The organism is Streptomyces sp. R33 (genome assembly GCF_041200175.1).
Lineage (GTDB): Bacteria > Actinomycetota > Actinomycetes > Streptomycetales > Streptomycetaceae > Streptomyces > Streptomyces katrae_B.
This window is the reverse complement of the sequence record NZ_CP165727.1, coordinates 8538722-8554358: the sequence shown is the minus strand read 5'-3', so window position 1 is coordinate 8554358 and position 15637 is coordinate 8538722. Positions and strand designations below refer to the sequence as shown.

The 15637-nt window shown below is 68.7% G+C and carries 10 protein-coding genes and 2 pseudogenes; 4 read left to right on the top strand and 8 right to left on the bottom strand.

The window, feature by feature from the left end; all coding sequences use genetic code 11:
• Positions 1-6: 6 nt before the first annotated feature.
• Positions 7-6072: an RHS repeat-associated core domain-containing protein gene (locus AB5J51_RS39495; RefSeq protein ID WP_369780050.1), complete on the top strand. Its 6066-nt coding sequence runs from the start codon at positions 7-9 to the stop codon at positions 6070-6072.
• A gap of 13 nt (positions 6073-6085) precedes the next feature.
• Positions 6086-6415 (top strand): hypothetical protein, encoded by a 330-nt coding sequence (locus AB5J51_RS39490; RefSeq protein ID WP_369780049.1) that lies wholly within the window; start codon positions 6086-6088, stop codon positions 6413-6415.
• Positions 6416-6619: 204 nt separating this feature from the next.
• Here AB5J51_RS39490 and AB5J51_RS39485 read toward each other — a convergent pair.
• The 3 genes and pseudogenes from AB5J51_RS39485 to AB5J51_RS39475 all read right to left on the bottom strand — a co-directional run.
• Positions 6620-6913: pseudogene (locus AB5J51_RS39485) on the bottom strand (integrase core domain-containing protein); the annotation flags it as partial.
• Positions 6914-6920: 7 nt separating this feature from the next.
• A complete protein-coding gene (locus AB5J51_RS39480) occupies positions 6921-8120 on the bottom strand; it encodes an IS30 family transposase (RefSeq protein ID WP_369776403.1) in 1200 nt (399 codons plus the stop codon).
• Between the two features lie 244 nt (positions 8121-8364).
• Positions 8365-9281: pseudogene (locus AB5J51_RS39475) on the bottom strand (IS3 family transposase); the annotation flags it as partial.
• 172 nt (positions 9282-9453) lie between these two features.
• On the opposite strand from AB5J51_RS39475, the gene AB5J51_RS39470 reads away from it, so the two are divergent.
• A complete protein-coding gene (locus tag AB5J51_RS39470) occupies positions 9454-9741 on the top strand; it encodes a chaplin (RefSeq protein ID WP_369780048.1) in 288 nt (95 codons plus the stop codon).
• Between the two features lie 218 nt (positions 9742-9959).
• On the opposite strand, the gene AB5J51_RS39465 is transcribed toward AB5J51_RS39470, so the two are convergent.
• Complete coding sequence (locus AB5J51_RS39465; RefSeq protein WP_369780047.1) at positions 9960-10241, bottom strand: GlsB/YeaQ/YmgE family stress response membrane protein; 282 nt, start codon at positions 10239-10241, stop codon at positions 9960-9962.
• A gap of 1365 nt (positions 10242-11606) precedes the next feature.
• Positions 11607-11747 (bottom strand): hypothetical protein, encoded by a 141-nt coding sequence (locus tag AB5J51_RS39460; RefSeq protein ID WP_369780046.1) that lies wholly within the window; start codon positions 11745-11747, stop codon positions 11607-11609.
• 166 nt (positions 11748-11913) lie between these two features.
• Between AB5J51_RS39460 and AB5J51_RS39455 the strand changes: the two genes are divergently transcribed.
• The gene (locus AB5J51_RS39455) at positions 11914-14070 is read left to right on the top strand and encodes a helix-turn-helix domain-containing protein (RefSeq protein ID WP_369780045.1); all 2157 of its coding nucleotides are present in this window, start codon (positions 11914-11916) and stop codon (positions 14068-14070) included.
• Between the two features lie 252 nt (positions 14071-14322).
• On the opposite strand, the gene AB5J51_RS39450 is transcribed toward AB5J51_RS39455, so the two are convergent.
• From AB5J51_RS39450 to AB5J51_RS39440, 3 genes are all read right to left on the bottom strand, one after another.
• Positions 14323-14730, bottom strand: coding sequence for a RidA family protein (locus AB5J51_RS39450; RefSeq protein WP_133899432.1), 408 nt, complete (start codon positions 14728-14730; stop codon positions 14323-14325).
• Between the two features lie 370 nt (positions 14731-15100).
• Positions 15101-15361, bottom strand: a complete 261-nt coding sequence (locus AB5J51_RS39445; protein WP_136227402.1) for a hypothetical protein — start codon at positions 15359-15361, stop codon at positions 15101-15103.
• Positions 15361-15591 carry a hypothetical protein gene (locus tag AB5J51_RS39440; RefSeq protein ID WP_133899430.1) on the bottom strand — a complete coding sequence of 77 codons (231 nt, stop codon included), beginning with the start codon at positions 15589-15591 and terminating at the stop codon, positions 15361-15363. The genes AB5J51_RS39445 and AB5J51_RS39440 overlap by 1 nt, the downstream gene beginning before the upstream one ends.
• Positions 15592-15637: the final 46 nt, after the last annotated feature.

Genomic DNA, 15637 nt, shown 5'->3' with positions numbered 1-15637 from the left:
AAGCGGGTGGAGGCGCTGTCGGAGCGTTCGGAGACGAACACGACGTGGGTGAACAAGGACGGTTCGCTCACCTCCGAGATAGCTGCCGGCCCGATCCGCTTCCGCGACCCGGCCACCGGCGAGTGGCGTGACGTGGATGTGAATCTCACCGCGGCATCCGATGGTTCGGTAGCCTCGAAGGCGCATCCGCTGGGCCTGCGGCTGGCGGGCAAGTCGGGGGCGAAGGCGCAGTCTCTGAGTGCGGCCCAGTCGGCCCCGGGGACTGATCTAGTGACCCTGGGGCAGGGTGATGAGGCGATCACGCTCCAGTGGCGTGGTGGTCTGCCCGCGCCGAAGCTCGAGGGCACGCGGGCTACCTACCCGGACGCGGTGCCGGGTGCGGACGTGGTCGTGGAGGCGACGCGTACCGGGTTCGAGCAGTTCGTCGAGGTCAAGGCCAAGCCCGCGGCCGGATTCTCGTACACGCTGCCGCTGAAGACCAAGGGTCTGAAGGTCGAGCAGCAGCCGGACGGCAGTGTGCTGTTTACCGACAAGAAGTCGAATAAAACGGCGACGATGCCGGCCCCGGTCATGTGGGACGCGAGCGTCGATCCGGTGTCGGGTGAGCACACCCGTCGGGCGAAAGTCGCTCTGAAGGTCGTCAAGACCAAAGACGGCGTCGACCTCGTCATCACCCCGGAGGCGGGTTTCCTCGCTGATCCGGCGACGAAGTACCCGGTCACCGTCGACCCCTCGACGTCCTCGTTGGGCAACCTGTTCGACACCTACGTCCAGCAGGGCGAGACGGTCGACTGGTCCAGCGACACCGAGCTGGACTTCGGCAACCCGGGCACGAAGAACGGCGACGGTACGTACCGCATCGCGCGTTCCTTCATCACCTGGAACACGGCGCCGGTCGCGGACGCGCTGATCTCGGACGCGAAGCTGTCGCTGTGGGACTTCCACTCGGGCAACACGGACTGCACCGCCCAGCCGTGGGACGTGTGGACTGCCAACGGTCCCACCACCGCCTCTCGCTGGACGAACCAGCCGGCGATGGTCACCAAGATGGCCACGTCGACGGAGACCAAGGGGAACCCCGGCTGCGCCTCGCAGCCCGACGGCTGGATCAACGCAGACGTCACCGGACTGGTCCAGCACTGGTCCAACAACAAGTGGACCTACTCCAGCATGGGTCTGCGGTCCACCGACGAGACGGACATCAAGGAGTGGAAGCGGGTCAACTCCGCCAACAACGCCTCGAACCCGCCGAAGCTGACGGTCACCTACAACTACCGGCCCAAGACCGGTACGAAGCAGGAAGCCGGCGCGCCGTTCTTCTCCTACGGCGGCGACTACGTCGTCAACACCGTCACCCCCGTCCTGCGCGACACGTTCGTGGACGCGAACGGTGACAAGGTCAACGGCACCTTCCAGATCTTCGACTCGGTGACGGACACGCAGGTCGGCAACGTCATCGTCTCGCCGTGGGTGAACTCCGGACAGTCGGCCTCCGTCACCGTCCCCGCCGGGGTGCTGACCAACGGCAAGACGTACACGTTCCGCACCTCCCCGTACGATGGCACGCACTACAACCTGGGCTGGTCGGCCTGGAAGACGTTCACCGTCGACACCGCGGCGCCGTCCGCCCCCACCGGCCTGGCCTCCACCGACTACCCGGCCACCGCCTGGGTCAAGGGCGCCGGGCAGGCCGGCAACTTCACCGTCACCCCGCCCACCTCCGACCACAACTGGCTCGAGTGGTCCCTGGACGGCGTGACCTGGACGAAGGTCGTCACCGGCGGCGTCAACGGCGCCAAGACCATCAGCATCACCCCGCCCAAGGACGGCACCCACACCCTCCAGGTGCGCACGGTCGACAAGGCCGACAACAAGTCCGAGCCGGTCTCGTACACCTTCCACGCCGGCCCGGGCGGCTTCGTCCAGCCCGCCGAGGGCGAGCGCACCGCCCGCCGCCTCCCGCTGGTCGCGGAGGCCGACGGCGCCAAGTACAACAACGTCTCCTTCTCCTGGCGGCGCTCCGAGGCCGACGCCTGGGTGACCATCCCGGCCGGTGACGTCACCTCCGGCGGCGCCCCGCTGACCGCCTGGCCCGCCCCGCTGGTCAATGGCAAGAACGCCGCACTGGTCTGGAACGCCACCGACACCGTCAACCCGGACGGCACCGTGCAGATCAAGGCCGACTTCACCGGCCCCAACTCCGCCACGGGCGCCACCCAGCCCCTCACCGTCGTCGTCGACCGCAACGCCACCGGCGCCGCGACCGACGAGATCGGCCCAGGTTCGGTGAACCTGCTGAACGGTGACTTCACCCTCAGCTCGACCGATGTCTCCTCCTTCGGTCTGACCGTCTCGCGCACGGCCTCCTCCCGCACCCCGGACAAGGCAGCCAAGCAGGACGGCCAGGCCGCCATCTTCGGCAAGGAGTGGGTCTCCGGCACGCTCGCCGAGGACACTGAGTCGGCCTACTCGCACGTCCGCAAGACCTCCGACACGGCCGTCGCGGTCGTGAGCACCGAGGGCGACGAGACGCACTTCACCGCGAATGCGGGCAAAACCGGCTGGATAGCCGAGCCGGGCTCCGAGGACCTGACCCTGACGGGCAGCGTCACCGGCTCCTTCACGCTCTCCGACACCGAGGGCACCGTCACCGAGTTCACCAAGCCGGATGCGGCCGCCACCACCTGGCCGGTCTCCTCCACCCTGCTGAACGGCCTGACGAACACCGCCACCACCGTGGTCTCGGAGACCGTGACCGTGAACGGCAAGAAGCTGGCCCGCCCCAAGCGAGTCATCGCCCCCACCTCGGCCGTCTCCGCCGACACCTGCACCGCCACGCCCGCCACCAAGGGCTGCCGCGCCATCGAGTTCGTCTACGGAGCCACCACCACCGCCACCGACCTCGTCTTCGGCGACGTCACCGGCCAGGTGAAGGAGATCCGCCTGTGGTCCACCGACCCGGGCGCCGCCTCCGCGACCTCCAAGGCCGTGCAGACCTACGTCTACGACGCCTCCGGCCGGCTGCGCCAGGCCTGGAGCCCGCTGATCAGCCCCGCGCTGAAGACGGAGTACGCGTACGACTCCGCGGGCCGCGTCACCACCCAGACCCCGGCCGGCGAGCTTCCGTGGACCTTCACCTACGGCCAGGCGGGCAACGCCGCGACCGCCGGTGACGGCATGCTGCTCAAGGCCTCCCGTTCCGGCCTCCACCAGGGCACCACCAACGTCGAGCAGGGCACGGCCAGCACCTCCGTCGTCTACAACGTCCCGCTGACCGGCACCAAGGCGCCGTACGCGATGGGCGCGACGGACGTGAAGGGCTGGGGCCAGACCGACGCCCCGACCGACGCCACCGCCGTCTTCCCGGCGGACCTGGTTCCCGCGTCCAACTCCGGTGACTCGCTCGCCAGCGGCTCGTACGGCCGTGCCGAGATCACCTACATGGGCGTCTCCGGGCGTTCGGTGAACTCCGCCGCTCCCGGCGGCCACATCTCGACCACCGAGTACGACCGCTACGGCAACACCGTCCGCGAGCTGAGCGCGGGCAACCGCGAGGTCGCGCTCGGCGTCAGCGCCGGGGACCGGGCCGTGCAGGCCGAGCTGGGCATCGGTGCGCTCTCCGCCGCCGACCGCGCGGACCTGCTGGCGACCCGCTCCGTCTACGACGGCAAGGGCGTCCGCGAGCTGGAGGAGTTCGGACCGCTGCGGCGGATCGACCTGACCGCCGACCTGAAGGACGGCGTCACCCTCCTCGTCCCCAAGGGCACCTCCGTGACCGCCCGCACCTGGACGGTCAACGAGTTCGACGCGGGCCGTCCCACCGACGGCACTGCCAAGGTCAAGGACCAGATCACCAAGACCACCACCGGCGCCCAGGTGCGCGAGCACCCGACCGTCCTCGGTGAGGGCCGCGCCAACCAGACGGTCTACGACTGGGCCAAGGGCGTCCCGACCCAGGCGATCAAGGACCCGGGCGGTCTGGCGATCACCACCACCACCGAGTACGACAACCAGGGCCGCATCACCAAGCAGCTGCTGCCCGGCGCCACCGGCACCGACGCGGGCACCCGCGTGACCACCTACTGGTCCGCGACCGGCACCGGCACCTGCCAGGGCCGCCCCGAATGGGCCGACCTGGTCTGCTCCACGGGTCCGGCCGGCGCCGTCACCGGCGGCGGCTCCAACCCGGCCCAGCTGCCGACCACCACCACCGAGTACGACTGGTGGGGCAACAACGCGAAGCTGAGCGACACCGCCAACGGGGTCACCCGTACGACCACCAACACGTACGACGCGGCCGGCCGCATCACCAAGGCGGTCATCTCCGGCGGCACCGGCACGGCGGTTCCCGAGGCGACCACCGAGTACGACCCGGCCACCGGCAAGGCCGTCAAGGCGGTCTCCCCGACCGGCGGCACGATCACCAAGGTCTACGACAAGCTGGGCCGCATGGTGTCCTACACGGACGCCGACGGCGGAGTCTCGACCTTCGAGTTCGACCTGCTCGACCGTCCGGTGAAGGTCGGCGACAACGCTCCGTCGACCGTCACGTACACCTACGACGCGGCCGCCGAGCCGCGCGGCATGGCCACCAGCACCACCGACTCCGTCGCGGGCACCTTCCAGGCCACCTACGACGCGGACGGCTCGGTCACCACCGAGAAGCTGCCCGGCGGCTACACCCTCAGCACCACCGAGGACACCACCGGCGCCACCCTGAAGCGGGTCTACACCCGCGACAGCGACGGCACCGTCGTCTACACCGACACGGTCGCGGAATCCATCCACGGCCAGGTCACCGACCACAACGGCTGGTCCGAGCAGCTGTACGGCTACGACGCCGCCGGCCGCCTGACCTCGGCGGAGGACACCGCGGACACGGTCTGCACGAAGCGCACCTACACCTTCGACAGCCGCACCAACCGCAAGTCCCTCACCACCGCCGCCGGGACCCCCGGCGCCGACTGCCCGACCACCGGTGGCACGACCGCCAACTCAACGTACGACAGCGGCGACCGCATCGTGGACGCCGGCTACACGTACGACGCGTTCGGCCGCACCACCGCCCTGCCGGGCACCACGCTGAGCTACTTCGCGAACGACCTCGTCCAGCAGCAGGTCGCCGGCAGCAACCGGCAGACCTGGCAGCTCGACGCGGCGCACCGTCTGCGCAACTGGAAGACCGAGACGGGTTCGGGTTCGACCTGGACGCAGACCGGTTCGAAGGTCAACCACTACGACGGTGACGACGACAAGCCGCGCTGGATCACCGAGGACACCGCCACCGGCGCACTCTCGCGCAATGTGGAGTCCGCCTCCGGTGACCTGGCCGCCACCACCAGCAAGACCGGCGACACGGTCCTACAGCTGACCACCATCCACGGCGACGTGGCGCTCCAGCTCCCGCTGGACGTGTCCAAGGCGCCGGTGGTCCTGGACAGCGACGAGTACGGCAACCCGCGCGCCGGGCAGCCGGCCACCCGCTACAGCTGGCTCGGCGGCAAGCAGCGCTCCGCCGAGACCCTCACCGGTCTCACCCTGATGGGTGTCCGTCTGTACAACCCGGTCAGCGGCCGCTTCCTGTCGCTCGACCCGGTCTACGGCGGCGGTGACAACGCGTACGGCTACCCGGGTGACCCGGTCAACGAGTTCGACCTCGACGGCAAGTCCTGGGGCAGCAAGCTCTGGGGCTGGACCAAGCGCCACAAGTGGGACATCGCACTGACAGCGGCCAGCTTCTTCGTGCCGGGCGCCGGCGCTGCCGTCTGGGCCTACCGCGCCTACCGCATCGTCCGTGTCGCGCGTGCCGCGAAGGGCATGGACGGTGGCCTCCGCGCCGGCCGCGCCACGTCCTGGCTGGCGGGCCGCATGTGGGTGGGCCGGGGCTCCAGCCGGTTCGGCGGCAACCTCGGCCGGATCTCCCGCGACAAGCTCCGTCAGTGGCGTCGTCCGACGCACAAGTCGGACGGACACTGGAAGTCCAACTTCCAGTGGCGCAACAAGTCGTCGCAGAAGTGGAAGAATAACTACCATGTCTACCACCGCCGCCCGTGGTGGCGCCGGTGGAGGTAGGGAAGGCACGAGGATGAGCCAGGACTACTCCACCCTGGACGGACTCCTGGGCATCGGCGCCGATGCCGAGGGCCGCGCCTTCTACCTGCGCGTGGCCGCAGGCAAGATGGCGTACGACCGCAGCGGGGAGACCTTCGACTACATTCAGGTCATCCGTCACGACACCGAGGCCCCCGGCAGGCCGGCGGACGCGAACGACATGTTCGAGACCGACTGCCTGGAGGAGATCGCCGACGAGCTGCGCCGCGGCGTGCTCGACTGGTACGACGAGCTGCTCGAGTTCCGTACGCCCACCGCCGAGGAGCTGGAGACGATCCGCTCCGCGACCGGCTGGACTCCGTAACCCGGCGGCCCGGCTGCTCTGAAAGACGACGGCCCTGGCATGCACCACATGGTGCATGCCAGGGCCGTCGGCGTTCCCGTGGGGTGCGGGCAGCGCCGGGTGGCCGGGCGGGTCAGCCTGCGGGTAGGCGCAGGCCGAGCCGGGCGCCCAGCGAGCGGGCGGTGGCGCGTACTGAGGTTGTTCCCGGGGAGTGGACACCGGGTTTCATGCGACGAGTGACAGCGTACGTGTCGTGATCAGTCGCTGTTCGAACTCTGCTGGTGTGAGGTAGCCGAGCGCGGAGTGGCGACGGCGCCGGTTGTAGTAGGAAAGCCAGCGGAACAGCTCGAGCCGGGTCTGTGCCTTTGAGGTCCAGCGGTGTCCGTGGAGCAATTCGCGCTTGAGGCCCTGGAAGAACGACTCGGCGAGGGCGTTGTCGGACCTCGAGCCGATCCGGCCCATGCTGCGGCAGATGCCGTGCCGGCGGCAGACGTCAGTGAAGGCGGCCGCGCTGTACTGCTTGGACTCAACCGGTCGTTGCAACACTGGTCTGTTGGAGCAACAGTAGCTGCTCGTTGAATGCTTCGGCCGGGGTCTTCCAACCGAGTGTCTTGCGTGGCCTGGTGTTCAGTGTGTGGGCGACGGCTTCGATTTCTTCGGCGGACCAGCGCGAGAGGTCGGTGCCCTTCGGGAAGTACTGGCGCAGGAGTCCGTTCGTGTTCTCGTTCGTGCCTCGCTGCCATGGGCTGTGGGGATCGGCGAAGAATACGGGGATGCCGGTCTCGATGCGGAACTGCGCGTGTGCCGACATTTCCTTGCCGCGGTCCCATGTCACGGACCGTGTCAGCTGCTCGGGCAGCGTCGACATAGTGTTGGCGAGTGCCTTCTTCATGGAGATCGCTCCGTAGCCGGCCAGCGCGGGGCCGTTCTTCGTTCGAGGGATCGTGCCGTATCCGTCCTCGCGGGGCAGATGGACTAGCATCGTGAACCGGGTCGACCGCTCGACCACGGTGCCGATCGCGGAACGCTCCAGCCCGATGATCAAATCACCTTCCCAGTGACCGGGAACAGCACGGTCCTCGGCCTCGGCGGGCCTTTCGCTGATCAACGCTTCCGGCGTGACGTGCGCCCAAGTCTTCCGCCGTGATCGCGCTCGCGGCACACGCAGAGCGCGACCGGTCCGAAGACACAGGATGAGCTCGCGTTTCAGCGCTCCGCGGCCCTGAATGTAGAGGGCCTGATAGATCGCCTCGTGGCTGATGCGCATGGACTCATCATCCGGGAAGTCAACCTTGATCCGGTTCGCGACCTGCTCCGGACTCCATGCCTGGACCCACGCCCGATCCTTGCGATGTGGCTTGTTCCGTCCCGTCCACTCGCCTGTCGCGGGACCCGCGATCGCCCTGCCGCGTGACGTGCTGATCTGACCGGACAGCCGCTCGTGGACGTAAGCGTGCAACCGCGGGTTGGCAACCAGCTTCGCCGTTTTCGGCCGGCGCGCGGCCATGTCGGCCTTCCACTGGGCGACTGATGCCCGATAGTCACTCCTGCCGCCTCTGGTGGCCGCGTTGCGCCGCAGTTCACGGGAAATCGTTCCCGGATCACGACCGACGTCTCGAGCGATCTGGCGAACTCCCTTGCCCTGGGCTTTGAGGAGCGCGATTTCCTCCCGCTCACGAAACGACAGGTACCTGCCCGAACAGGGCTTCGTATCGAACGGCCGCATACCGCCACACTGGCGGAACCAGCGCGTCGCGACCGCCGGCGCCACGCCGACAATGCCCGCGGCCTCCTCGGCAAGGAGGCCCTTCGCGATCTCCGCCCAGAACGCCACTTCGACGTGTCGCTGGTACTTCGGATGCCCCGGAGACCTCAGCTTCGGACGCACCGCCCGATCCGCTGCCCGCTGACGACGAACCACCCCACACCTCCATGATCATGAGGTGTTGCGACGACCAGTTGAATCCGCCCTGGGCGCCCCTGTCGGTGTGGAAAACGACACCGCGCACCCGGCCACCGCGGGTGGCCACGACCATCTCGATCGCGTCGGTGACCAGCGAAGCGCGCATGTGGTCCGCGATCGACCAGCCCACCACCCGCCACGAACAGATATCGATCACCGTGGCGAGATACAACCACGCCGACCCGACGGCTATGTAGGTGATGTCGCCGCACCACCTGGTGTTCAGGGCATCCGCGGTGAAGTCGCGCATCACCGGGTCCGGCACGGGCGGCACGGTCCTGTCCGCGATCGTCGTCCGCCTCCTCTTCCGCAAGTGCCGGCCGACGATGTCGTTTACCCTCATCAGCCGGGTCACGCGCTTGCGGTTGATCCTGCGCCCTCTCGCCCTCAGCTCGGCATGGACGCGCGGGGCGCCGTAGGCGCCGGGGTGCTCGTGGTGGATGGCGCGGATCTCGCTCACGGGCCGAGCCTCCTCGGCCCGTCGCTCGGCGCGGTCCTGCTCGGTGGCCAGATGCCGGTAGTAGCCGGCGCGAGATGCCCCGAGCACCTGGCAGATCCGCTCGACGCCGAAATCGGCACGGTCGTCGGAGATGAAGGCCCAGCGGCTGGGACTCACTTCACGTCCCGGGCGAAACAGGCGGCCGCCCGGCGAAGGATCTCGCGCTCCAGCCGCCACTCCTGCTCAGCCTTGAGCAGCCGGCCGCTCTCCGCCCGCAGCCGGGCCAGCTCTACTGCCTCGATCGCACCGCCGCGGCCCTCGGGCACGGCCTGGGCCTCGGCCTTGCGGACCCCCGTCCGCAGCGACTCCGCGGTGATACCGAGATCCGCGGCCACCGCGGCGTACGTCCGCTTGCCGGCCGCGGCGCGATACAGCGCAACCGCGTCCTTTCTGAACTCCTCCGGATACGGAGACTTACGCCCCACCTGGACATCCCTCCCTGAACCTCAAGATCCATTGTCAGGGTGTCCACTCCGAAGGACCAGCCTCCGTCACTGATTCGGCCCAGTGCCCGTGACGCGCGGGTGGCTAGGGCGGTTGTGGGGTGCGTCGTCCGTGCTGTCTTGCCCGGCAAATTGTGAGTGCAAGGAGATTTTGATGTTCCGTATCGCCAAGGCCGTAGCCGTTACCGCCGCTGCCGGTGCCGTTCTGGCAGGCGGGGCCGGCATGGCCGCCGCCGACGCCACCGCCGAAGGCGCCGCCATCGGCTCCCCCGGTGTCCTGTCCGGCAACGTCGTCCAGGTCCCCATCCACATCCCGGTCAACATCTGCGGCAACACCGTCAACATCGTCGGCCTCCTCAACCCCGCCTTCGGCAACGTGTGCATCAACGACGGCGGGCACAAGGACGGCCACTACAAGGGCGAGCAGCACGGCGAGTACTGACAAACGCCAGGCCCGGGGCCCGGCGCACTTCGCGCAGTCACCCCAGACCGCCATGTGAACCAGCCGCAACGCACAGCCCGGTACCGATCGGCCTGCCCCGCCTTCCAAGGGCAGGCCAACTTCCGTACCGGGCTGTGCGTTGCAGTGTGCGTGGTGAACGAAACGGCTCCGCCCTCGGGGAGTGGGAGCCGTTTGCCGTGTGCGGTTGGAGGCGTGGGTCAGGCGTGGCTGTGGTGGTGGCGCTTGTTGCCGATGACCAGGCGGTAGAGGGCGAGGAGGATGACGGAGCCGATGATGGCGGCGATCCAGGTGGAGAGGTCGAAGAAGCCGTCGATGGAGTCGACGCCGAAGATGACCTTGCCGAGCCAGCCACCGAGCAGGCCGCCCGCGATCCCGATCAGCATGGTGAGGATGAGGCCGCCCGGGTCCTTGCCCGGCATGATCGCCTTGGCGATGAGGCCCGCGAGCAGCCCTATGAGAATCCAAGCCAGAATGCCCATGGCGGGTCTCCTACCTCGATGTATAAAGCTCGTGTAAGCGGGGCGCTTGCCCAGCAGAGCGCGAACGGAACGAACAACGTGGCGGCCAAGTAGCCTATACCGGGCCCGGAAGGCAGGGCCGACGAGTGATCCAGGGTGCCCGCCCCCGGTCGGTCGACAGCCCGGGCAGTGCCTGGCTCGTTGTGCGGGTATGGACGACGCACCGAGAGTTGTAAACCAGCGGCCGTACGGGGCGGGACAGCAGCGCCGCACCCTGAGGTCCCACCTCGAGACCGACCTCGCCCGCCGCCTGGGAGTTATGGCCAAGCCATCGGCACGGCCCGCCCCGGCGGCGCCAAGCCGTGCGAGGGACGGTGCCGGGCTTTAGGCTGCGGCCACATAGCCACCGCCACGCCGCTGATCGCGGTCACCACAAGTCCAACGTTCTCGTCGTAGCGGTAGGCAGGATCGTTCTACAGGCTCCAGCTACCGTGCCGTACCTCCCGTCAGGCGGATCGCCGGCGCCGGCCACGTCCCTGTCGCGGGGCGTCGGATCGCTCCTTCCTGCCCGCAGGCGAAGCCCCTGCTGTGCGTACCGGCGGCCCCCATTCGAGTTCACGGTCGCGGGACGCACTTTCCACCTCGATGCGGCTGCGGCGGCGCACCGATGTGCTTCGCGAGTACGAGAAGAGCATCGCGAAGGTACGTGAGCGGGTCCATCCGGTGTTGTGGTCGTTCTGGGCAGCTGATCCGGCTGTGGTCTATCGGTGGCGGATTCAGCTGGACTGTTCCTGCGTGCGCGAGTACTACACCCGGGATGATCAGAGGCCTCCGAGTGAGCGTGCGATGCATAATGGGTATGGCAACACGCTGCCGCCTGGGCAGATGCTGTGCGTCCACGACGATGCCCTGGAAGCCGAGTACCGTCAGGTGACCGGATCCGGGGAAACGCTGCAGTGCCTGCAAAGTGCATGCACGACATCGCCCCGGAATGAACTGGCACCCCTCGAGTGGAGCCCGCGCCAACGGACTCAGCGGCCGGATGCCAGCCCGTGGTGGGGGTCCGGCTGCCGGAGGTGATGCGCCCCGCTGATCGTCCTCTCGCAACTGGTTCGGTGCGGGAGTGGTCTCGCTGTCGGTGTACCGGTCCACCGTTTTGCGGGCCTGGCCGGACGCCTTCGCGAAGACCTCCTGAAGGTGGCGTAGCGGCTCGTCGGTGAACTCCAGTGCTTCCACCGCCGGTGCGCGACCTCCTCGGGGCTTGTACGCCCGTGAGGTCGAGCACCGGCTTGTCGTCCAGGCGGTCCGGCTCGGCGGCGGGTTCGGCGGTGGGGAGCGGCGCGGCCCCGGCCCACGCCCGTGTGGCCGGGGCCGTGGCGGGGGGGGTCACTCCTGCGTGTCCTCGTGCGCGTCGCCGCGGTCTGCCTTGCGGGCTTCCATGCGGGCATGGCGGATTTCGAGGGTGATGGTGAGGGCCGATCCGATGATGGTGAGGATGTCGGCGGCGGCGGTGATGATCTCGTTCATGGGGGCTGCCCTTCCGATCGGGAACCGCCGTGTCGCGGCTCGGGGCAGACCTTGGTGGGGAGTTGGGCTGTCCGGACCGCTCGGGCAGGACATCGCAGGTAAGTTCCGGACACAGAGGTGGTTGTCCAGGACGAGGGACAACCGGCACGGGGCAAGGGGGCGCTTTATGCCGGGCAGGGGTTCCGCAGGAGGAAGGCCGTGGGGGCCGATCCGGCCCGAGAACACGCAGGCGGGGAAGCTGGCGGAGTTCCTGCGGGCGCGCGTGGACGAGTCGGGCAAGACCCTGGCGGTGCTGGCCGGCGAGGTGAACTTCTCCAAGTCCCAGGTCAGCGCCTACCTGGCCGGGAAGATCCCGCCGCAGCTGTTCGTGACGGCGCTCATCAACGCGACCGTGCCGCGCCAGTTACGCGAGCGGCGGCAGGAAGAGGCGGCCGGGATGCTGCGGGACGCGGTACATCCACCGCGCAATGCCGTGACGGTGGCCGCCGTCCGGCCCCCTGAGCCCCCTGAGCGGGTGGTGGATATCGCCACGGTCCAGGCACGGCAGATTGAGACTTACGACCGGCTGACCCGCTCTCTGGAACAGCAGGGAGAACTGCGGCAAGCCGCCGACAACTCAGCGAAGCTGATCATGGTGCTGCTGGGCATGATCAACCAGCTCCAGGACCGTGTCACCGGCCTCACCGAGGAGCGCGACCGCCTCTCCCAGAGCGATGCAGGCGCAGCGCTGGGCTCTGCCCAGCGCAGGCTCGCCCGCGCCGTTGCCCAGAAAGAGAGGGCCACGCAGGAGCTGAAGCGAGCGCAAGAAAAGCAGCGCCAGGCCGAAAATCTCGCCGCCCAGCTCCAGATAAGAATCGAAGAGCTGACGGACGAGCTCGACCGGCTCCGTGGCAACGATCGTTCTCCCCACGACCGTCTGCCCGACGCCGGCCAAGTGCGGCAGTCCGCCCCCGAATCCGAGGACCTGGAGGGCGATGACATCGACCGTGTGCTGGCTCGTGTCGAAGCGGTCAACGACAGCGACGCCGACATCGTGGACCGCATCACCACCGAACTCGGCAAGGCGCCGGGGAGCGTCCCGGACAACCCGTCCACCAGCCCGGACGTGCAGGACAAGGGCCAGCTCGCGCAGCCCGACGCCGATGCCCGCGGCACCAATGATGAGCGTGCCGCCAGCTCCGCCCGCTATTACGCCGAACGCACTGAGGTCTCAGTACGGGAGAACGGTCCAGCTCACCCCAAGACCCTCCGCACCCGCGTGTACCACGCCCGCTGGACCGGCCAGGCCGGAGACGCCATCGCCGCACGCGACCTCTTCACCGCCCTGGTCGCCGACCACGTCCATGTACTGGGACCCAAGCATTTCGAAACCCTCACCGCACGCGATGACCACGCCCGCTGGACCGGTAAAGCCGGGGACGCCGCCACCGCACGCGACCTCTACAAGACCCTGGTCGACGATCGAGCCCGCGTGCAAGGAGTCAACCACCCCGATACGCTCGCCGCGCGCGCTGCCCATGCCCGCTGGACCGGACAGGCGGGGGCCGCCGCCACCGCACGCCGCCTTTACTACGGCCTGGTCGCCGACCTCACCAGCCTGGTGGGAGCCGACGACCTCGACACCCTCGCCACACGCGATGACCACGCCCGCTGGACCGGCGAAGCCGGGGACGCCGCCACCGCACGCGACCTCTACGACACCCTGGTCGCCGACCGTACCCGCCTCCAGGGAATCAGTAGCCTCCACACTCTCGCCGCCCGAACGGCCCACGCCCGCTGGACCGGCAAAGCCGGCGACGCCTCCCTCGCTCGCGACCTCTACGACACCCTGGTCAACGATCGCACCAGCCTCCAGGGACCCGACGACCTCCACACCCTGGCCAACCGACGCAGTCACGCGTACTGGACCGGCCAGGCCGGAGACGCCGCCACCGCACGCGACCTATACACCCTCTTGGTGTTCGACCACATACGCCTGCTGGGCCCGGACCATCCCCACACCCTCACCACCCGCCATCAACGGGCCAATTGGACAGGCTGGGCAGGGAACCCCGCTCGCGCACGCCACCTCTCCGGCACCCTCACGGCCGACCGGAGGCGCCTGCAGGGTCACGATCACCCCGACACCCTCACCAGCCGCCACAACCACGCCCACTGGACTGGTGCGGCCGGAGAAGCAGGTGCCGCACGCGCCCTTTACACCACCCTGATCGCCGACCGCACCCGCGTCCTAGGACCCGATCACCCCGACACCCTCACCACGCGCCGCGCTCTCTCCCACTGGACACAGAAGGCAGCCGAAGAAGAAGCCTCTCCGGGGTAGCCGACGGGTGCCGCAAACGGAAAGCGGCACCCGCGCTGGACGCCTTACTCAATGCACCCTCTTCAAGCGGGCTGCCAAGGCTGGTAAGCGCCACCCACCGAGCGCAGAGCCGACCTCGACGCTGATACGCAGCGGCCCAGACAGGTTCCCTCAAGCCGGCCCCGTGCACAGTTGGCCAGTCTGTTTCGCGAAGTCGGATCTGTTCGGCGGACGCCTGGCCATCCCGCGTTTGCGGTGTCCTTGGAAGATGTCTCAATCGAGCACGGCGGCGACGGCCTCGATCTCGACGAGTTGGTCCTTGTAGCCGAGCACGGTGACGCCCATCAAGGTGCTGGGGACGTCATGGTCAGCGAACGAGTCCCGGACAACCTGCCAGGCGGCCACGAGGTCCTCCCGCCGGGCCGATGCGACGAGAACCCGTGTGCTAATGACGTCCTGGAGTGACGCGCCTGAGGCAGTAAGCGCGGCCTGCATGTTCTCGATGGCTTTCGCCGCTTGGCCCGCGTAGTCCCCGATCGCTGCTGTGGAGCCGTCATCGTTCAGCGGACACGCCCCTGCAAGGAAGATCAGGCGTGACTCGGCGGGCGCCGTGGCCGCGTAGGCGTACTCGGCGACGTCGGACAGGGCGGTGGAGCGGATCAAAGTGATGGCACGAGCCACGGTCGCGGGGTCCTTTCCCCTCGGGGGTTCAGCGCAGACATCCTGTCAACGGCCAGTTGGCTTCCGCCTTCCCATTTCTCGCCGCGCCGCGAGAACGCCGTCACTTCTGCTCGACATTCACGAACCGCATGATCACCAACTGACTGCGGAACCAGTCGACAAACGCTGTTCCTAAACATCAACGAAGCCACTGGGGCGAGTTGGGACCACACCGCACAAGCCGCCTACGCGTACGCGAGGGCCGAATTCACCCGCCTGGAGGACGCCTGGCGTCCGGCCCCGGACGCAGCGAAGCGGGGCCGCCACCTATCGGTGACGGCCCCGCTCAGGGACCTTGCAAGCCGGGCTACAGCACGGCCGTGCGCCCGGCCTAGACCTCGATGTACGCGACCACCACCACGGTGCGCAGGGCGGTGACGAAGTACAGGACGCGGACGGCTTCGAGTTCGTCGGCGTACTGCCGCAGTTGGGGGCCGGTGGTGTCGCCGGGGATAGGCTCGCCGATCTCAGGGTCGACGGAGATGACCACCAGCGTGCGGTCCAGCGCGTGGACCTCCGCCTCGCTGGTGATGTTCTCCAGCTGCTTGGCGGCGGAGTCGGTAAAGGCGATGCGGGCGCGGCGTGCGGGCATCAGGCGACGGCCGGGCGCTGTGCGGCAAGGCGGGCCAGGTGGGCCTCGCGGAGGTCCTCCCATGGGGTGCAGTCCTCCACTGCGGGCAGGCCGTTGGCGGCGATGTCCTCGAGGACGGCGGCGTAGTGGTCGGCGTTCGCGCGGGTCCTGGCCGCGTATGCGCGCACCGCGTCCGCGGCGGCGGGCTCCAGCAGCTGCCGGGTGTCGGCGAGGGCCGGCTGTTCGCTCATCGAAGGCTCCAGGGGACGGACTGGCGGGTTCCCCCACCGTATCGGC

What these genes read in the sequence shown, in the direction of transcription:
- AB5J51_RS39490 (WP_369780049.1), top strand. Translation starts at nt 6,086, where the DNA reads ATGAGCCAGGACTACTCCACCCTGGACGGACTCCTGGGCATCGGCGCC.
- AB5J51_RS39480 (WP_369776403.1), bottom strand. Translation starts at nt 8,120, where the DNA reads ATGCGGCCGTTCGATACGAAGCCCTGTTCGGGCAGGTACCTGTCGTTT.
- AB5J51_RS39470 (WP_369780048.1), top strand. Translation starts at nt 9,454, where the DNA reads ATGTTCCGTATCGCCAAGGCCGTAGCCGTTACCGCCGCTGCCGGTGCC.
- AB5J51_RS39465 (WP_369780047.1), bottom strand. Translation starts at nt 10,241, where the DNA reads ATGGGCATTCTGGCTTGGATTCTCATAGGGCTGCTCGCGGGCCTCATC.
- AB5J51_RS39460 (WP_369780046.1), bottom strand. Translation starts at nt 11,747, where the DNA reads ATGAACGAGATCATCACCGCCGCCGCCGACATCCTCACCATCATCGGA.
- AB5J51_RS39455 (WP_369780045.1), top strand. Translation starts at nt 11,914, where the DNA reads ATGCCGGGCAGGGGTTCCGCAGGAGGAAGGCCGTGGGGGCCGATCCGG.
- AB5J51_RS39445 (WP_136227402.1), bottom strand. Translation starts at nt 15,361, where the DNA reads ATGCCCGCACGCCGCGCCCGCATCGCCTTTACCGACTCCGCCGCCAAG.
- AB5J51_RS39440 (WP_133899430.1), bottom strand. Translation starts at nt 15,591, where the DNA reads ATGAGCGAACAGCCGGCCCTCGCCGACACCCGGCAGCTGCTGGAGCCC.